Raw genomic sequence first — 18244 nt, 5'->3', positions numbered from 1 at the left:
AAAATCCATGGAATATTTAGATTTTGAGCTTCCAATAAAAGAACTTGAAGAGCAATTAGAAAAGTGTGTTATAATTGGGAAAGAATCTGACGTTGATGTAACACCAACCTGCAAGGAAATCAACAAAAAATTAGTAGAGACTAAAAAAGAAATATACAAAAACCTTACGGCTTGGCAGCGAGTACAGCTTTCAAGACATCCAAATAGACCTTACACTTTAGACTATATTAGAGCAATCTGCGGTGAAACTTTTTTAGAGCTTCACGGAGACAGAGGTTTTAAAGACGATAAAGCGATGGTGGGCGGACTAGGAAAAGTAAACGGTCAGTCCTTTATGATTGTGGGTCAGCAAAAAGGTTTTAATACAAAAACACGTCAATACCGTAATTTTGGTATGGCAAATCCAGAAGGTTATCGTAAAGCTTTGCGTTTGATGAAAATGGCAGAGAAATTCGGAATTCCGGTTTTAACTTTAGTAGATACTCCGGGTGCATATCCAGGACTTGAAGCTGAAGAAAGAGGACAAGGTGAAGCTATTGCTAGAAATATTTTTGAAATGGTTCGCTTAAAAGTGCCGATTATCACGATTATCGTTGGTGAAGGTGCTTCTGGAGGAGCTTTAGGAATAGGTGTTGGAGATAAAGTTTACATGTTAGAAAACACTTGGTACTCGGTAATTTCGCCAGAATCATGTTCTTCAATTTTATGGAAAAGCTGGGAGTACAAAGAACGTGCAGCCGATGCATTAAAGTTAACTTCATCTGACATGAAAAAACAAAAATTAGTTGATGATGTAATTCCGGAACCACTAGGCGGAGCACACTACGATCGTGAAACTACTTTTAAAACAGTAGCAGAATACATCACTAAAGGATATAACGAATTGAAAGACTTATCAACAGCTGACTTGATTGCCCAAAGAATGGACAAATACAGTAACATGGGTGAGTATAAGGAGTAAATTCTTACATAATGAATTAAAATCCGAAGCCTTACAGTTTCGGATTTTTTTTTGGTTATGAACAAAATCATTTAATTTATAAACAATTATTAGTTATAATTCGATAGCATAGTTTTTTTAAATTTTGCTACTTTCGCTATATGGAAAATTTCAAAAACATAAACCCGATAAAAGTTGATAAAACCACAATTATTAATTTAGAAAAAGGAAAGTTACCCCCGCAAGTTCTTGATTTAGAAGAGGCTGTGCTTGGTGCGATGATGATTGATAAAAAAGGGGTAGATGACGTAATTGATATTTTACAGCCGGATGCATTTTATAAAGAAGCACACAAACATATCTTTGAAGCAATTATACAGCTCTTTACAGAAACACAGCCAATTGACTTGTTAACCGTTTCAGCTCAGCTGAAAAAAAATGGAAAATTAGAGCTATCTGGCGGCGATTTTTATTTGATTCAGCTTACGCAGAAAATTGCCTCTTCGGCACATATTGAATTTCACTCCCGTATCATACTTCAGAAGTTTATTCAAAGAAGTTTGATTCGAATATCTTCCGAAATTATCGAAGCGTCTTACGATGAAACAACAGATGTTTTTGATTTGCTGGATCAAGCCGAATCAAAATTATATGAAGTAACGCAGGGAAATATCAAGCGTAGTTCTGAAACTGCCCAGAGTTTAGTACTTCAGGCCAAAAAACGTATTGAAGAAATTGCAAAGCAAGAAGGATTGAGCGGTGTTGAAACTGGTTTTACGAATCTGGATAAACTGACTTCTGGATGGCAGCCTTCGGATTTAATTATTATTGCGGCGAGACCCGCGATGGGAAAAACCGCGTTTGTACTTTCGATGGCTCGAAATATTGCTATTGATTTTGGACATCCAGTAGCATTGTTCTCTCTGGAGATGGCATCGGTTCAGTTAATTACAAGGTTAATTTCGTCAGAAACAGGACTGTCTTCTGAAAAATTACGTACAGGTAAATTAGAACCTCACGAATGGGAAATGCTGAGTACCAAAGTAAAAAACTTAGAAAAAGCGCCATTGTTTATTGATGATACGCCGTCACTTTCTATTTTCGATTTAAGAGCAAAATGCCGTCGTCTGGTTTCACAGCACGGTATCAAAATCATTATTGTCGATTATTTGCAATTGATGACTGCCGGAGGAAATAGTAAAGGAGGAGGAAATCGTGAGCAGGAAATTTCTACAATTTCCCGAAACTTAAAAGCTTTGGCAAAAGAGTTAAACGTTCCCGTAATTGCTCTGTCGCAGTTATCGCGTGCCGTTGAAACGCGTGGATCTAGTAAACGTCCTTTACTTTCGGATCTTCGTGAATCTGGAGCGATTGAGCAGGATGCTGATATTGTTTCGTTCTTATACCGACCAGAATATTATAAAATTGACGAATGGGATGATGATGAAGCTTCACCGACTACAGGTCAGGCAGAGATTATGATCGCGAAACACCGTAATGGTGGTATCGAAAACGTTCGTTTGAAATTTATTGGACACCTTGGAAAATTTGATAATCTTGATGATTTTTCAGGTAATTATGACGATTTGCCATCAAAAATGAATCATGAAGAAAATCCGTTTATAACTAAAAATCTTCCTTCTGCCAATGAAGCTTTCGGAAGTAATTTAAATGATGACGATGACGACAGTGATGTTCCATTTTAACATAAATATTAAAAAGCCTTTTTATAAGGTTTTTTTTATGTCTATTTGTTAATTTTTTAATTTAAATCTGTAGTTTAGCTAAACCAATATAAACTATTAAATTAATCAAAAACAATTAGAGTATGTCTGAAAAAATTTTTGGAAGTGTTGAAATTCCGTTATCTGAAGGTACATTATGGGCAGATAAGTACAAAAAAGCATCAGGTCTTGAGGAAGATGGCAAAAAGAAAGTATGTGGTTATCTTATACCATTAGAAACTTTGAAATTAGTTTTAGACCAGGACATCGATGCAGTTAGAGCGTACAAAGGTATTAACAATGCCGGAGAACAGGTTCTTATGTTTGTAGGTACAAAGCTTGATCCTGAAACAGGTATTTACAGAGATGTTTTTAAAACAGGACAGCAATTAAAATCGGGAGATGGAGATGTGGTATATGATGCTTCACGCCCTTGTCCGCCTTATGGAGATCCAGAAAGCCCAATGTAATGGATGATTTTCTAATATATTCAGGATATATAATATTATTATTTAACCTGTTTTTATATTTATTTAGCTTTTCCCGAAAGGGAAAAGTTAATATTTTTTTTATTTCATATTTAGCTTTTCTCGTGCTGGTTCAGTTTAGTATGGAGGTAATGTTTCATATGGGAAAGAATAATTTGTTTTTTACCAATGTATATTTTATCGGTCAGATGGTAGTACTGGGATTGTTTTATTATTCTATACTAAAGTCAGAATCTCAGAAAAAATTTGTTTTATGGAGTCTCAGTCTTGCTTTATTAGTTTTAATAATTCAATATATTTTTGATCATACCCAATTCTTAAAATTTAATTTATTAGAAATAACAATTACTTCTTTATTAGTAGTAATATTTGGATTGCTGCATTTTTATAACATGCTTACGGATAAAAAAGAATATTACTATTTTACGATTGGAGTAGTTTTTTATTTATTAACGAGTACTGTTTTGTTTTTAGTTGGCAACCTTACAATCGGATTAACCGAAGAACTCAAACTTATGAGCTGGAGACTAAATGCCTTTTTTATAATAATTTATTACCTTATTATCTTATTAGAATGGAAAGTGAGTTTTATGCCCAAAAAGAAAATTAATATTAATTAATATGACTGCAAGTCCTGTTTACGAAAAAGAAATTGTAGCTATTATTCTTTATACATCATGCTTTTTCATGATAGTAGCCGTTTTCTTAATTGTGTTTTTTTATTTTTCACGAAAAAAAATTATTCAAAAAGAAGTAGAAAAGAAAGATTTAGAAATTCAATATCAAAGAGAACAAATTCATGCTGTTATTGCTACGCAGGAAGAAGAGCGCAGACGTATTGCACAGGATCTTCATGATGATATTAGTTCTAAACTTAATATTGTCTCACTCAACAGCCATCTTCTGACTTCTCCTAATCTGACTGAAGCAGAAACAAAAGAAATCACAGACAATATTATTGGACTGACTACAAAAGCATTAGAAAATTCAAGAAAAATTGCTCATAATTTACTACCGCCTGTTTTTGAAAAATTTGGGTTAAATGCTGCAATAGAAGAATTGTGCGAAGAATTTGAAAGCAGTAAATCGGTGAAAATATATTACAAAAATGAAATCGATTTTGATGATAATGAGATCGATAGACATCTTCATGTATTTAGAATTCTGCAGGAATTGATGAATAACTCACTTCGTCACGGAAAGTCTTCTGAGATCTGGATTACTTTTAAAAAGAGCGAAGGTGTTAATATTTGTAATTATGAAGACAACGGGATTGGATTTGATAGTAAAAACGAAGCAAATCAAAAAGGTTTAGGAATGAAAAACATTGACAGCCGTATTTCTTTCTTGAATGGAACTATTGAAATTAATTCGGAAATAAATAACGGAATTGCAATAGTTTTCACCTTTTAGTCTAAAAATAAAAAGCAATATTACTTTTTTATTAATAAGTTTATGCTGTTTGGGTTTTTTACATGCATATTTTGTAATTTCGGCACAATAAACGACCAAAACCAAATAAAAAATGAGTGAGAGTATTAAAATTGCTTTAGTTGACGATGAAGTTTTATTTCGGAAAGGAATTGCTTTTTTACTTCAAAGAGAAGATAATATAGAAATACTTTTTGAAGCCTCAAATGGTATAGAACTCATTTCTCAGTTAGATGAAAATGAAGTTAAGCCGGATATAATCGTAATGGATCTGAAAATGCCAGTCTTAAATGGTGTTGAAGCAACTAAGATTATTCGAAAATCATTTCCGGATATCAAGATTATTGCCCTGACAAGTTATGATTCCAAATCTTTTATAGCCAATATGATTAATGTAGGAGCTGTGGCTTACCTTATTAAAAATACAACTCCAAAAGATTTAATTATAACCATTAATGAAGTTTCTAAAAAAGGATTTTATTACAATGAAAATGTATTAAAAACAATTCAGGAAACCATTATTTCCTCTAAAAATACAAGAGGAGTCTTAGAAACCAGTTTTCTTTCGCCTCGCGAAATTGAAATTTTACAACTAATCTGCCAGCAGAAAACAACTTCAGAAATTGCAGAGCATCTTTTTTTAAGTCCAAGAACAGTTGAAGGACATCGTAATAACTTATTACTAAAAACAGAATCAAGAAATATTGCCGGATTAGTAGTTTATGCGATTCAAAACGAAATAGCAACTCTAAATATCTGAATCTAACTTGTTAAAAACTGTATTGATAGTACATAATATATAATTATGACAAGTGCCAGCGCAAATAGACCTATTTTCTGGGAGATACTTAATTCTTTTTCTTTTTTATTACTATCATTAAATTTCATAAAACGTAGTTATATTGATGGTTTTTAGTAATTTGGGTAAACAAATTTAGGCAGAAAATATACTCATAGTACAAGTGTTTTTACGTGTTTTAATTCTCAGAAAAATTTTTATTAAGCTTGTTTTATATTTTAACGTTTCATTCTGCCATAAAACTCCGGCATGTATTGTGTTTTCTAAAGCTTCCTTTATATCTTTACTAAAATATTTTTTCTAATGAATAAGAGTTTTGTTTGTATATTCATATTCCTGCTTTCACTTAGTGTAAAAGCCTCGTTTATATTACTTCCGATGGATGAAACTACACAACAGAATCATCTAAAAGCATATGGAATTACGTATTGGTGTTTAAGTAAAGACTACAAAGCCAGCTGGCTGCTAAACTATCGCGGTGGTTCATTTCTGCTTCCGGATGCAGAAGAAATTCGTAAGGAATGTAAAATTCGCGGTGTCAGTTTTGAGATAATTTCAGACGCTGAAGAAGCTTCTATCTTAAACGAAATTTCAAGCCCATCTCAAAATATGGAATCTGTCATTCTGGAAAAAGCACCAAAAATTGCAGTTTATACTCCAAAAGGGAAACAGCCTTGGGACGATGCAGTAACATTAGTGCTCACATATGCCGAAATTCCTTTTACTCCAATTTACGATGAAGAAGTTCTGAGCGATCAATTACTTCTTTATGACTGGCTTCATCTTCATCATGAGGATTTTACCGGACAATACGGAAAGTTTTATGCAGCTTATAAAAATACGCCTTGGTATATAGATCAAAAGAAAGATTCAGAAGCCTTGGCTGCAAAACTAGGATACTCAAAAGTTTCGCAGGAAAAAAATGCTGTTGCTAAAAAAATCAGGGATTTTGTTATTGGAGGCGGTTTTATGTTTGCGATGTGCTCTGCAACAGATAGTTTTGACATTTCTCTTGCAGCAGACGGTGTTGATATTTGCGAAACTATGTTTGATGGAGATCCAAGCGAATCAAATTATCAGTCCAAACTTAATTATAATAATTCGTTTGCCTTTAAAAATTTCACTTTAGAAAGAAAACCAGAAGTATATGAGTTCTCCGATATCGATATGACAACAAAACGCAGAGTTCCAATGGAAAAAGATTATTTTACATTGATGGAATTTTCTGCAAAATGGGACCCTATTCCAAGTATGCTTTGCCAGAATCATACACAACTGGTAAAAGGATTTATGGGACAAACGACTTCATTTGATACATCATTGATAAAATCAAATGTTTTGGTAATGGGAACTTGTGAGCTTAACGGAGAATCACGATACATTCATGGAGAAAAAGGAAAAGGAATGTTTACTTTTTTTGGAGGACATGATCCGGAAGATTTCCAGCATCAGGTTGGCGATCCTCCAACTGTTTTAGATTTACATGCAAATTCTCCCGGCTACCGCTTGATTTTGAACAATGTTTTGTTTCCTGCAGCGAGAAAGAAAAAGCTTAAAACATAATTACTTTAAGGATAATTCTATCCAGATCGGAATATGATCTGATATTTTGCCTGCTTCTTCTAAGGAATTAAAATTTTGATAAAAGTGAATCACGCCAGAATTGATAAAATTTATTGTATTTGTTTTATAAAACATATTATCGAATTCTGAAGCAAGACATAGATTGTCTTTGCATTTTTTCTTTAAAGTTGTTTTTTGATTTTTTAGAATAGGAGTGTATCCCATTTTTTTCAATGGATTAAATACAGTATGTTTTTCCGGACAATTAAAATCTCCAATAAAAACTAAATTCAAGTCGGGATATTCCTGAGGTAAAAATTTAAAATATTTGATCTCTGTTTCGGGTTGTTTGCTTTTAGTAATAGCATGAAAACTGGCTAGCGTAATTGTTTTTTTTCCAATTTCGAAAGTTGCAAAATAAGGTTCCCTGTCAATTTCTAAATGATATTTTTTTTCTAACCATGGATTGCCCTTTAGTTTAACTTTATTTGTTTTCCAGATAAAAGCATAACGTTCGGTTTTATAACTGCTTCCAGATGTAGGATTACTTATTGAATAATCCCATTTTGTTCCTTTTTCGTTTAGAATTGCAGCAAGTTTAGCAACCGTTTGGGCGCCGCCATAACCCGCAACAACTTCTTGTATGGTCACAATGTCGTAATCCAGAATAGTCTTTGCAATACAATTTAAGTCTGTAGTTGTTTTAGATTTTCCAAAGTTTTCAAGATTCCAGGACAAAATTTTGGTTTGTGAAAAAGAGGAAAACGAGAAAAATAGGAGGAGAGAAAGAAAGATGTTTTTCATGTGGCGTTTAAAAAATCAAATATAAGCAATTCATAATTTATCATTATTCCTTAAATATTGATTTTAAATTTAGAATCTAAATTGAATCACAATTTACAACTCCCATTTGTTTCTCCTTAAAAGTAACTTTAATGTTTTTTGTATCTGTTTTTTAAAGCAGTTCCTATAATTATAATTTGTAAAACGAGAAGAGCAGGAATAAAAATGATTTTCCAGTCAATTTCCAGCCAGCCGGTTCTGTCAGATACAAAGGCAAAACTCATAGATAAGAAAAGACAAAGCATCATTGTTTTCATTATAATTTTGTTATTTGTGGTGTTGATTTTTGATACAAGATCAATTTTATATTTTGGTTTCATTGGGTTAGTTAATAGAATTACACAAATTTAAATTTATAATAAGGTTTTTCCTTACGGGAATCCGTAAAAAATAGTTAAAATTTAAACCAGACCAAAATCTTTTGCGATAGCAATTAGATGCACATTATTATTTGCTTTAAAATAAGTTTTAAGTTTATTAATTCGTTTTTCTATACTGCTCGTTCCGTTTGGAGTTATAGACATTGATTTAAATTCATTCGAAATGTTTTCTAAAATATAACCCTGCGATAAAAGTTTTAAAATAGAGATATCATAAGATTCAATTTCTATCAAAGCTTTATCATTAAAACTAAAAGATAAATCTGAAGAAAGAATTTTTTCTTCGTTTCTAAAAGTTCCCTGAATAGCATTTCTAAGCTCGATAATACTGTTGCGGCCTTTAGAAACATAAGCATTAATGCCCAGTTCATTAAAAAGCATTTTAATCCTATAAGATTTATCTTCGATAGAAAAAACTATCTTTTTTAAATCTTTCTGAACTTCGTTTACTGCATCAATAAGTTCATCGCCGCTTGTTAAGTTCGATGCGCGATGATCAGATTTAAAAGATAAATCTGTAATTAATAAATCATAAGGCTCATTATCTACTAAAGCTTTCTTTATCTTTATTAAACCATCATCGCAATATTTTACATGATGAATTGTAGGAACTTCCAATTCTTCTAATACTTGAACAACTGCAATACTTATACTGTCTAAATCCTCGGCAACTAATACTTTTTTGAACATATTATCTTTTTTATAAAGGGAAAGTGAAACTTAATTTGAAACCTTTGTCAGAATTAGTGTCAAAATTAATAGTTCCATTTATAGTTTTTGTACGGCTTTCCACATTTTGAAGTCCATTTTTCAAAATAATTCTGCCATTTTTAATTCCAACTCCGTTATCAGTATAATTAATAATCACATTTTGATCGATTATCTTAAAAATAAAACTCACTAAAGAAGCATCACTGTGCTTTTTCATATTCAAACATAATTCTTGTAAAATCCTGTAAACGATGATTTTTTTATTTTTATCGATTTGATTCCACGGAATTGAATCCATTCCGTTGACTAAAATATTTAGATTTGGAGTTTTAAAATCAGAAATCATCTCTTTAAGAGTAGCATAATAGTTTTCGTCTGTAATGATTATACTATTTTCTTTAGAAATATTTCGTACTCTTTTGTATATTTTTTCAAGATTACTTACTAAAAACTCTTTGTTTTCTTTTGATTCCAAATCTTGAATGCCAGCAAAATTCAGAGTTTCATAAACATCCATAGCCAATTCATTATGCAGTTTATTAGAAATCCGCACTTCGCTTTTGTTAATAGTTTCGTTTTTTTCCCTTTTTCCTTTTGTTGCCAAATAGAAAAATAGAAAAAATAAAAAACCAACGATGAAAATAATAATAATGTACGAAAGAGTATTTCTGTTTTTTTGCCTTTCCAACTGCAGTTCATTTTCTGCTTTTTGAGTTTTAAGCTGCAAGTTTTCGTCCTTATTTTTTTTAGAATTGTATTTAATCAATGCAAACTGATTCTTTTTTCTTAATCTGGAGGAATTTATACTGTCGGCGAGTTCTGTATATTTTAAAGAATATTTCCTTAAATCAGAACCTTCAGTGCATTTTATCAATAACCCTAAACATTTTAATCGGCTGGAAATAGCTTTAATCTTAAATGATTTATTATAAGCTGACTTCGCATAGTTCTCTGCAAGCTTTGGGTTACTTTTTATATAATAATTAGAAAGATTTTTATGACTGAACATTATTCCTTCTTCATCTTTCAGCTCCAATTTAATTTTCAAACTTTCATTATAATAATATAAAGCTTTAGGATTGTTTAATTTAAAATAACAATTACCTAAATTGTCCAGAACCTTCGCATAATCCATTTCGATATTTTTCGGATATTTTTTATAAAGTTCATTTTTCTCTGCCAGCGGAAGTAAAATTTTTATTGCCTCCTTATATTTCCCTTCATCTGCGTAAACAGCACCTATATTACTCAGAGTAGCTCTCTTTTTTAGCAACGAAAGTGCATACTTCATTGCTTTTTTGTGAAATATAATGGCATTTTTATGATCATATGTACTGCTGTAATTGTGAGCCATAATAGTATAAACATACCACCGGTATCTTGGTCTTGTGGTATTGCTTAGATGAGGCATTGTCTTGGTTAATATATATTCGCTAGTAATATAATCTCCCTCAAGCTGCAGAATTTCTGCCATGCAGGTTAAGGAATAAACATATTCATCAGGATTTTGTTTAGGATCGCAGATAGATTGTACCTTATTAAAATAATAATAGGCGCTGTCCTTCTTATTATGATCAAAAAAAAGATCTGCAGTATTTATGATCCTGTTAATTTGAAACGTATTATCTATATCTTTTGGGTTGGTTTTGATGTTCTTTTTACAAGAAAATAGTAAAAGGATAATCGTTATTACAACCAATAATATGTTGAATAAAAGATGTTTAAATAAGATTTTTTTTAAGGAAATAAGTATTCTTTTCATTTCTAATAAGGGAATTTTATAAATACTTTAAATCCATTATTGGGTTCTGAATAAATATTGATTTCTCCTTTAATTTTGAGAATCCTATTTTCAACATTATGCAATCCATCTTTAAAAATTATTTTACTAATGTCAATTCCTTTACCATTATCCGTATAATTTATAATAATACTTTTATCTGTCTGTTTAAAATTAATCGAAATTAATGTCGCGTCACTATACTTTTTCATATTTACGAGCAGCTCTTGGAGTACTCTGTAAACAGTAGTTTTCTTATTCTTTTCAATTTTATTCCACATAATAGAATCCAGCCCATTAATTATAAAATGAATATTGGGAGTATTAAAACCAGAAATCATTTCTTTAAGAGAAGAAATATAATCTTCTCCTGTTATAATTTCAAAATTTTCATTTGAAATATCTCGTGTTCTGGAATAAATTACCTCCAAATTATTCAATAACTGAACTTTGTTTTCTATAATTGAAAGATTTTTGTTTTCGGCAAAAGCCATGGTATGATAGATGTCATTCGCCAATTCATCATGTAATTTTTTTGCAATCCGGGTTTCACTTTTATAAGCTGCTTCAATTCGTTCCTTTTTTGCTTTTGTAGTTAAGTAAAAATAAAGAACCAAAACCAGGCTCAAACTAATTATTATAATGATGTATAAAATAATATTTCGGCTTTTTTGCCTTTCTAACATCAGTTCATTTTCTACTTTATAAGTTTTAAGTTTTAAATTTTCCTCTTTTTCAATCTTAGAATCATATTTTATTTTAGCAAACCGATTCTTGGCTTTTTGCCTTACTTCTTTAATACTGTCATTAATTTTTATATACTCTAAAGAATGTTTTTTTAATTCGGTATAAGGACTAGTTTTAATTAATTGCTTCAAAGCGTATAATCGATTACTGGTTTTGTGTATGCTTGTGAAATTTTTATAACTTAAAGCAGCATATTTTTTACTTAAAACAAGATTTTGTTTTTCGTAGAATTTGGCAAGATGCAGATAACTTCTTCCCATTCCGCAAGTATCCTTAGTTTCTATACGTATTTTTAAGGCGCTATTTAGATATAATACAGCGCTGTTGTTTTGGATTTTATAAAGGCAATAACCGATATTATCTAAAATGCAGGAATTATCATTTGGAGATTTTAGAACCGTTTTATTAATAGTTAGCGGCAGAAATTTTTTTAAAGCATCCTTATATTTATTTTGACGCATGTAGACAAAAGCAATATTGTTTTGTACTATTATTTTTTGCGATTCATTAGAAGACAGTTCTAAAGCCTTATCGAAGTTAAGCTGCGCGTTTTTAAAATCATAAGTATTCATGTAATTCGTTCCCTGAATCACGTATGTTTTCCATTTATCTTTTGGAAGTTTAAGATACTTTAAATATGGAATCGCTTCACTTGCTGTATTTTCGCTGCCGGCATAATCTCCGCTTTTTTGCTGAATCTCGGCCATGCGATTTATTGTATAAACGTAATGTGCAGGATCAGTTATAGTATCACAGATGAATTTCGCTTTATTATAATATACAAAAGCACTATCGTTTTTCTTCGAATTATAAAATTGATCTGCCTTGGTAATTAATCTTTGAATTTTTAAAGTATTGTTTTTTTGCTCATTAAGAGCAGCTTTTTTTTGACAGGAAAAAAAAGTGAATAATAGTATTAAGATATATAGTGGTATTTGTATCCTTCGAGGTATCATGCGCCAAAAGTAAAGAATTTTATTTCCTGTGAAAGAGTATAAATACGGTATTTTAGTATATTTTACTTCTTAATTTATATATAAAATAAAAGAAGCCCTCAAATTTGAAGGCTTCTTTTATCGCATGAAGGAATATAATTAAACAGCTCTCATACCAGTTGCAATTCCAATCCTATTCCAGGCATTTATTGTGATAATCATCATTAAGATTTCTGATAAAGATTTTTCGTCAAAATATTTTGAAGCATTCTCGTAGGTTGCGTCAGAAACATGTTGGCTGATTAAAGTAACTTCTTCTGTTAAGGCCAAAATAGCTTTTTCCTCTTCACTGTAAACATCAGCTTCACGCCATGCACTTAATAAATAAATACGTTGTTCAGAAATACCTAATTTTCTGGCATCAATAGAATGCATATTAATACAGTATGCACATCCATTTACTTGTGAAGCTCTTATTTTAATCAATTCTTTTAGAACTGGACTAATAGATGTTGAAGCGATGTATTTTTCTAAACCTAACATTGCTTGATAGGCTTCTGGGGCTGCTTTCGGAATAATTACTCTTGGTTTCATTTTATTTATCTTTTAAAGTTTGATACAAATTTCATGTATAACGATTTTAAAAAACTTGAACTACTTCAAGAAATAAAAATTAAACTTTTCCCGATCTAATTTTACTCATAAATTCAGCAGAAAAATCCAGATAGGAGGCAAGCATGTATTGAGGAACTCGTTGTACAAATTCAGGGAACTGACTATTGATATGGTGATATCTTTCTTCTGCAGACATTGTGAATAAAAATTTAATTCGCATTTGGGCAGCGCCAAATGACTTCTGAGAAACAATTCTAAAATATCTTTCCAGTTTTGGAATTTCTAATAATATAGCTTCCAAAGTAGATTTTTCTAATGCAATAACTTCTGAGTTTTCGACGGCCTGAATATAAAAGTGAGTTGGTACATGATTGAGATAACTCAGGTAATCTGTAATCCACCAATTCTCTATTCCAAATTGCAGTGTTTGTTCGCTTCCTTTCGCATTAATTATATATTGCCTTAAGCATCCTTTTACAATAAAATACATAGTGTTGCAAATCTGACCTTCTATTAACACGTGATCCTTCTTTTTTATTTTACAAACATCCAGACATGATTCTAAAGTTTCGATTTCTGAAGGCTCTAAATGAATGAATTTTTGAATATGATCAAGAAGTAATTTGTGCATTTGGTTTAGTTTTATACAAAGTTACTTTTTAAATTTTGTTTCCGATATAAAATAAAATAGAGCAAAATAATTTAATTATAGAAATTTATGTCAAATTTACTATTGACTAATACACCACTAGAAACGGCGGCTTTCCAGTTGGCGTTTTCAATAAACGTCCTAAGTTGATTAATAATTGAATCGCTGAATTTTTTATTCTCAGGATTTGTAAATTTAATCTCTATAGTAATATCTGAGATTTTTGAGTCTCTTTTAATAATGAAGTTTGTCTGTGCAAAGAAATCTTTTTGATCTACACTTTTGAGAAAGCCTTTAGGAAAGTTAAAGATTGTAAAGAAATCTATTTGAATTTGCCTCTTTTGATCCAGGAAATCTGTGGCACTTGGATATATCATGCAATAATTATCTACTTCATTAGGATATTGGAAAGGTATTTCTATTCTGCTTATTACATATAAACTATCAGCAGTCCTTTCAATTTGTTTTGTAAAGTTATGTCCATATTTTAGATTTAATAACTCATTTGAGGCTTTGTAATAACAATTCGTTACTGCTGGGTAACTTTCTACTTCATTGCCGACTCGGAATAATGAAAACTCGACCTCAGTTGAATAAAAAAAATCAATTTGCTTTTCTTTGAGCAATTCTTTTAAATACGGATGATGTCTTTTAGAATCGCTATCAAGATATCCTTCAGGTTCGATATCATAAAAAATTTCTTTAAATTTAAAATCTGTTTTAGCTCTTTCGATTTCCGAAAGACAATTAGAATCTCGTTTGTCAATTACACCAATTATTGTGTTGATGGAATTCCTGTCCAAATTCTTCTCTTGTGATTTAACGAAGAGGATCTGCATAATGAATAAAATTAAAAAGAGTCTTTTCATTTTAAGAAATAATTGGATAGAAAAAGGGATGAAAACAAAAAACCATTCGTATTAACGAATGGTTTTTCTATGATAAGTAAGTAATCTAAATTGAGTTTATAAAACGTTTATTTTACTTTATTAAGAATAGCTTTGAAAGCTTCTGGGTGGTTCATAGCTAAATCTGCAAGAACTTTACGGTTCAATTCGATTCCGTTAGCTTTAACTTTCCCCATGAATTGAGAATAAGACATTCCTTCTAATCTAGCTCCAGCGTTAATACGTTGAATCCATAAAGCACGGAAATTTCTTTTGTTTTGTTTTCTATCGCGGTAAGCGTAGCACATTGCTTTCTCTACTGCATTCTTAGCAACTGTCCAAACGTTTTTACGTCTACCAAAGAAACCTTTGGCTTGCTTCATTATTTTTTTTCTTCTTGCTCTTTTAGCAACTGAATTTACCGATCTTGGCATAATTTTAATGTGTTTTTGTAGCAGGCGTCCCGAATTAAATCAAGGGAACTTAAAAGCCATACTCCAAGGTTATTTTAAATAATTTTTTAACCTAAAGAAAATCTTTAGTCAAAGGTTTAAAAATCAAAATGTCAAAAGTTTTAGACTTTACAACTTTATGACTTTACAACTTTAGACTTATATTAGATAATTCTTAATTGTTGTTTGATGCTTTTCATATCTGTTGAGTGAACTAGCGCTGAGTGAGTCAAAGCTAATTTACGTTTTTTAGATTTTTTAGTCAAGATGTGACTTTTAAAAGCATGCTTTCTTTTAATCTTTCCAGAACCAGTAACTTTAAAACGTTTCTTGGCGCTAGATTTTGTTTTCATTTTAGGCATTTTTCCTAGTGTTTTAATTTATTCTTACTTACTTATATCTTCAAAAGCTTTAGGCTTTAGGCTTTAAGCTTTAGGCAAAAGTTTAAATTAACTATTTGCTTAAGGCTTAAAGCTTATTGCTTATAGCAAATAATTATTTTTTCTTCTTCGGAGCAATGAACATAATCATTCTCTTTCCTTCCAAAACTGGCATTGCCTCAACCTTCCCGTGCTCTTCTAAATCTGTAGCCAAACGTAATAATAAAATCTGTCCTTGATCTTTATAGATAATAGAACGTCCTTTAAAGAAAACGAAAGCTTTTAATTTAGCACCCTCTTTCAAGAATTTCTCAGCATTCTTTCTTTTAAATTCGTAATCATGCTCGTCAGTCTGAGGACCAAATCTAATTTCTTTAACGACAACTTGCGATGACTTAGCTTTTAATACCTTATCACGTTTCTTTTGTTCGTAAACAAATTTCTTGTAATCCATGATTTTACAAACAGGTGGCTCTGCATTTGGCGATATCTCAACTAAATCCAATTCAAATTGGTCAGCCAATCTTAACGCTTCTGCAAGCTTAAACACGCCCGGTTCGATGTTCTCGCCTACTAGTCTTACTTCTTGTACACCACGAATATTATTATTTATTCTGTGTGCATCTTTTTTTTCTACTCGAGGTTGAAAACCTCTGTTGCTTCTTATTGCTATGGCTTTATAATTTAAGTTAAACTGTAAATACTTTTAATGTCTTTTTTATTTCTTCGTTTACAATTGAAGCAAATTCTTCAATAGAAACTGTAATATTCCCTTTTCCTTCCTGTCCATGACGACGAATAGAAATTGTTCCATTTTTCTCTTCCTCTTCACCTACAATCAGCATAAATGGTGTTTTCTGCATTTCTGCATCTCTAATTTTCTTACCAATAGTCTCGTTTCGGTTGTCAATTAGGGCGCGAATTTCGTGATTTTCTAGCAAATCTAAAACTTTTTTAGCATAATTTTCGTATTTCTCGCTCAAAGACAAGATTATAGCCTGTTCCGGCATCAGCCAAAGTGGGAAATTTCCTGCAGTATGCTCAAGTAAAATTGCGATAAAACGTTCCATAGATCCAAAAGGAGCTCTATGAATCATCACTGGACGATGTAATTCGTTATCGGCACCTTTATATGTTAAATCAAAACGCTCTGGTAAGTTGTAATCTACTTGGATTGTTCCTAATTGCCATTGTCTTCCTAAAGCATCTTTAACCATAAAGTCAAGTTTCGGTCCGTAAAATGCAGCTTCACCATATTCTACTACAGTATTTAGACCTTTGTCAGCAGCAGCATTTATAATTGCATTTTCAGCCTTCTCCCAGTTTTCATCTGTTCCAATATACTTTTCTCTGTTTTCCTGATCTCTCAACGAAATTTGAGCTGTAAAGTTTTCGAATCCTAATGAACCAAATACATATAATACAAGGTCAATTACTTTTTTGAACTCCTCGTCTAATTGCTCAGGAGTACAGAAAATATGCGCATCATCCTGAGTAAATCCTCTAACGCGTGTCAATCCATGCAATTCACCAGACTGTTCATATCTATATACAGTACCAAATTCAGCATAACGCTTTGGTAAATCTTTATACGACCAAGGTCTTACATTGTAAATCTCGCAGTGGTGAGGACAGTTCATTGGTTTTAATAAAAACTCTTCACCTTCCGCAGGAGTATGTATCGGCTGAAAACTATCTGCACCATATTTAGCATAATGTCCAGAAGTAACATAAAGTTCCTTTTGGCCAATATGCGGACTCACAACTTGTTCGTACCCAGCTTTCTTTTGAGCTTTCTTCAAAAATTGCTCTAAACGCTCTCTAAGCGCAGCACCCTTTGGCAGCCATAATGGTAAACCTTGCCCAACTTTTTGTGAGAAAGCAAACAATTCAAGTTCTTTACCTAATTTACGGTGATCACGGCGTTTTGCTTCTTCAAGAAGTTCTAGGTATTCAGTTAAATCCTTTTGTTTAGGAAAAGAAGTTCCGTATACACGAGTCAACTGTTTGTTTTTTTCATCACCTCTCCAGTAAGCACCGGCAACACTCATGATTTTAAAAGCTTTGATAATACCAGTATTAGGAATGTGACCTCCTCGGCATAAATCAGTAAAAGTCGCATGATCACAAAAAGTGATAGTGCCATCTTCAAGATTTGAAATCAATTCAGTCTTGTAAACGTTGTCTTTGTACATTTCTAAAGCATCTGCTTTGCTAACAGGACGCATTTTAAACTCATGCTTTTCTCTTGAAATTTCAAGAACACGATCTTCGATCTTTTTAAAATCAGCTTCAACAATTTTTTGATCTTCAAAATCAACATCATAATAAAACCCATTAGAAATTGCAGGTCCAAGAGTTAATTTAATTCCAGGGTACAATTCCTCAAGTGCTTGCGCCATTACGTGCGAAGTCGAATGCCAAAAAGCTTTTTTGCCTTCCGCATCGTTCCAAGTATATAAAATAAGACTACCGTCGGTCGTCAATGGAGTTTCGGTTTCTATTGTTGTACCATTAAAAGATGCAGAAATCACGTTTCTTGCAAATCCTTCACTAATGCTTTTAGCAACCTCCATCGGAGTTACGCCAGAAGCAAACTCTCTAATTGACCCGTCGGGTAAAGTAATCTTAATCATTGTTTATAATTTTGTGAATGCAAATATAGCGCATTACAGAAATACATACAATATATATATTCATGTTTATACTATAATATATAAGAGTATAAGTTATTCTTATTTACAAAGGTGAATTTGCATACTATATATAAGGAGAAATTCACCATATTATATAAGAGTGAATTTCCGTCCCGTTAAACCCGACAGTTTTCAAAACCTGTCGGGTTTATTTTTGATACCTGTATATAAGGACAACTTTTAGCATTTGAATTAGGAGCTTAATCCCGCTATCCGTTTCAATC

Annotated in this window: 19 protein-coding genes; 7 read left to right on the top strand and 12 right to left on the bottom strand. The window is 31.7% G+C overall.

What is annotated here, in order from left to right:
- The first annotated feature begins 7 nt into the window (after positions 1-7).
- The 7 genes from B0A68_RS17085 (at position 8) to B0A68_RS17055 (ending at position 6945) form a co-directional block, all read left to right on the top strand.
- The gene (locus B0A68_RS17085) at positions 8-961 is read left to right on the top strand and encodes an acetyl-CoA carboxylase carboxyltransferase subunit alpha (protein ID WP_035679837.1); all 954 of its coding nucleotides are present in this window, start codon (positions 8-10) and stop codon (positions 959-961) included.
- Between the two features lie 140 nt (positions 962-1101).
- Entirely contained in the window at positions 1102-2646 is a 1545-nt protein-coding gene (dnaB, locus tag B0A68_RS17080; protein ID WP_035679838.1) for a replicative DNA helicase, read from the top strand.
- Positions 2647-2768: 122 nt separating this feature from the next.
- Positions 2769-3134 carry a hypothetical protein gene (locus B0A68_RS17075; RefSeq protein WP_035679840.1) on the top strand — a complete coding sequence of 122 codons (366 nt, stop codon included), beginning with the start codon at positions 2769-2771 and terminating at the stop codon, positions 3132-3134.
- Between the two features lie 158 nt (positions 3135-3292).
- Positions 3293-3772: a hypothetical protein gene (locus B0A68_RS17070; protein WP_240475214.1), complete on the top strand. Its 480-nt coding sequence runs from the start codon at positions 3293-3295 to the stop codon at positions 3770-3772.
- Position 3773: 1 nt separating this feature from the next.
- Positions 3774-4565, top strand: coding sequence for a sensor histidine kinase (locus B0A68_RS17065; RefSeq protein WP_035679845.1), 792 nt, complete (start codon positions 3774-3776; stop codon positions 4563-4565).
- Positions 4566-4677: 112 nt separating this feature from the next.
- On the top strand, positions 4678-5343 hold the full coding sequence (locus B0A68_RS17060) for a response regulator transcription factor (RefSeq protein WP_035679848.1): 666 nt from the start codon (positions 4678-4680) through the stop codon (positions 5341-5343).
- A gap of 342 nt (positions 5344-5685) precedes the next feature.
- Positions 5686-6945 (top strand): hypothetical protein, encoded by a 1260-nt coding sequence (locus B0A68_RS17055; protein WP_035679849.1) that lies wholly within the window; start codon positions 5686-5688, stop codon positions 6943-6945.
- Here the strand turns inward: B0A68_RS17055 and B0A68_RS17050 are convergent, their stop codons facing one another.
- From B0A68_RS17050 to thrS, 12 genes are all read right to left on the bottom strand, one after another.
- On the bottom strand, positions 6946-7749 hold the full coding sequence (locus B0A68_RS17050; RefSeq protein WP_035679853.1) for an endonuclease/exonuclease/phosphatase family protein: 804 nt from the start codon (positions 7747-7749) through the stop codon (positions 6946-6948). It abuts the gene before it with no gap.
- A gap of 128 nt (positions 7750-7877) precedes the next feature.
- The gene (locus B0A68_RS17045; RefSeq protein ID WP_035679857.1) at positions 7878-8108 is read right to left on the bottom strand and encodes a hypothetical protein; all 231 of its coding nucleotides are present in this window, start codon (positions 8106-8108) and stop codon (positions 7878-7880) included.
- Positions 8109-8189: 81 nt separating this feature from the next.
- Complete coding sequence (locus tag B0A68_RS17040) at positions 8190-8858, bottom strand: response regulator (RefSeq protein WP_035679859.1); 669 nt, start codon at positions 8856-8858, stop codon at positions 8190-8192.
- A 10-nt stretch (positions 8859-8868) separates the two neighbouring features.
- A complete protein-coding gene (locus B0A68_RS17035) occupies positions 8869-10641 on the bottom strand; it encodes a tetratricopeptide repeat-containing sensor histidine kinase (protein ID WP_051892404.1) in 1773 nt (590 codons plus the stop codon).
- 2 nt (positions 10642-10643) lie between these two features.
- Positions 10644-12113: an ATP-binding protein gene (locus tag B0A68_RS17030; protein WP_240475215.1), complete on the bottom strand. Its 1470-nt coding sequence runs from the start codon at positions 12111-12113 to the stop codon at positions 10644-10646.
- A gap of 387 nt (positions 12114-12500) precedes the next feature.
- The gene (locus B0A68_RS17025) at positions 12501-12935 is read right to left on the bottom strand and encodes a carboxymuconolactone decarboxylase family protein (RefSeq protein WP_035679865.1); all 435 of its coding nucleotides are present in this window, start codon (positions 12933-12935) and stop codon (positions 12501-12503) included.
- A gap of 79 nt (positions 12936-13014) precedes the next feature.
- Entirely contained in the window at positions 13015-13587 is a 573-nt protein-coding gene (locus tag B0A68_RS17020) for a Crp/Fnr family transcriptional regulator (RefSeq protein ID WP_035679868.1), read from the bottom strand.
- A 71-nt stretch (positions 13588-13658) separates the two neighbouring features.
- On the bottom strand, positions 13659-14474 hold the full coding sequence (locus tag B0A68_RS17015) for a hypothetical protein (protein WP_089069762.1): 816 nt from the start codon (positions 14472-14474) through the stop codon (positions 13659-13661).
- A gap of 107 nt (positions 14475-14581) precedes the next feature.
- The gene (gene rplT, locus B0A68_RS17010; RefSeq protein ID WP_007810721.1) at positions 14582-14926 is read right to left on the bottom strand and encodes a 50S ribosomal protein L20; all 345 of its coding nucleotides are present in this window, start codon (positions 14924-14926) and stop codon (positions 14582-14584) included.
- A 182-nt stretch (positions 14927-15108) separates the two neighbouring features.
- A complete protein-coding gene (gene rpmI / locus B0A68_RS17005; protein ID WP_007810722.1) occupies positions 15109-15306 on the bottom strand; it encodes a 50S ribosomal protein L35 in 198 nt (65 codons plus the stop codon).
- A gap of 133 nt (positions 15307-15439) precedes the next feature.
- A complete protein-coding gene (gene infC, locus B0A68_RS17000) occupies positions 15440-15997 on the bottom strand; it encodes a translation initiation factor IF-3 (protein WP_373285450.1) in 558 nt (185 codons plus the stop codon).
- 16 nt (positions 15998-16013) lie between these two features.
- Entirely contained in the window at positions 16014-17960 is a 1947-nt protein-coding gene (thrS, locus tag B0A68_RS16995) for a threonine--tRNA ligase (protein WP_089069761.1), read from the bottom strand.
- Positions 17961-18244 lie beyond the last annotated feature (284 nt).

Origin of the sequence: Flavobacterium reichenbachii, assembly GCF_002217435.1 — a bacterium.
Lineage (GTDB): Bacteria > Bacteroidota > Bacteroidia > Flavobacteriales > Flavobacteriaceae > Flavobacterium > Flavobacterium reichenbachii.
The sequence above is the reverse complement of the archived record's forward strand: the minus strand, read 5'-3'. Positions and strand labels throughout refer to the sequence as shown.

What these genes read in the sequence shown, in the direction of transcription:
- B0A68_RS17085 (WP_035679837.1), top strand. Translation starts at nt 8, where the DNA reads ATGGAATATTTAGATTTTGAGCTTCCAATAAAAGAACTTGAAGAGCAA.
- dnaB (WP_035679838.1), top strand. Translation starts at nt 1,102, where the DNA reads ATGGAAAATTTCAAAAACATAAACCCGATAAAAGTTGATAAAACCACA.
- B0A68_RS17075 (WP_035679840.1), top strand. Translation starts at nt 2,769, where the DNA reads ATGTCTGAAAAAATTTTTGGAAGTGTTGAAATTCCGTTATCTGAAGGT.
- B0A68_RS17070 (WP_240475214.1), top strand. Translation starts at nt 3,293, where the DNA reads ATGGGAAAGAATAATTTGTTTTTTACCAATGTATATTTTATCGGTCAG.
- B0A68_RS17065 (WP_035679845.1), top strand. Translation starts at nt 3,774, where the DNA reads ATGACTGCAAGTCCTGTTTACGAAAAAGAAATTGTAGCTATTATTCTT.
- B0A68_RS17060 (WP_035679848.1), top strand. Translation starts at nt 4,678, where the DNA reads ATGAGTGAGAGTATTAAAATTGCTTTAGTTGACGATGAAGTTTTATTT.
- B0A68_RS17055 (WP_035679849.1), top strand. Translation starts at nt 5,686, where the DNA reads ATGAATAAGAGTTTTGTTTGTATATTCATATTCCTGCTTTCACTTAGT.
- B0A68_RS17050 (WP_035679853.1), bottom strand. Translation starts at nt 7,749, where the DNA reads ATGAAAAACATCTTTCTTTCTCTCCTCCTATTTTTCTCGTTTTCCTCT.
- B0A68_RS17045 (WP_035679857.1), bottom strand. Translation starts at nt 8,108, where the DNA reads ATGAAACCAAAATATAAAATTGATCTTGTATCAAAAATCAACACCACA.
- B0A68_RS17040 (WP_035679859.1), bottom strand. Translation starts at nt 8,858, where the DNA reads ATGTTCAAAAAAGTATTAGTTGCCGAGGATTTAGACAGTATAAGTATT.
- B0A68_RS17035 (WP_051892404.1), bottom strand. Translation starts at nt 10,641, where the DNA reads ATGAAAAGAATACTTATTTCCTTAAAAAAAATCTTATTTAAACATCTT.
- B0A68_RS17030 (WP_240475215.1), bottom strand. Translation starts at nt 12,113, where the DNA reads ATGGCCGAGATTCAGCAAAAAAGCGGAGATTATGCCGGCAGCGAAAAT.
- B0A68_RS17025 (WP_035679865.1), bottom strand. Translation starts at nt 12,935, where the DNA reads ATGAAACCAAGAGTAATTATTCCGAAAGCAGCCCCAGAAGCCTATCAA.
- B0A68_RS17020 (WP_035679868.1), bottom strand. Translation starts at nt 13,587, where the DNA reads ATGCACAAATTACTTCTTGATCATATTCAAAAATTCATTCATTTAGAG.
- B0A68_RS17015 (WP_089069762.1), bottom strand. Translation starts at nt 14,474, where the DNA reads ATGAAAAGACTCTTTTTAATTTTATTCATTATGCAGATCCTCTTCGTT.
- rplT (WP_007810721.1), bottom strand. Translation starts at nt 14,926, where the DNA reads ATGCCAAGATCGGTAAATTCAGTTGCTAAAAGAGCAAGAAGAAAAAAA.
- rpmI (WP_007810722.1), bottom strand. Translation starts at nt 15,306, where the DNA reads ATGCCTAAAATGAAAACAAAATCTAGCGCCAAGAAACGTTTTAAAGTT.
- thrS (WP_089069761.1), bottom strand. Translation starts at nt 17,960, where the DNA reads ATGATTAAGATTACTTTACCCGACGGGTCAATTAGAGAGTTTGCTTCT.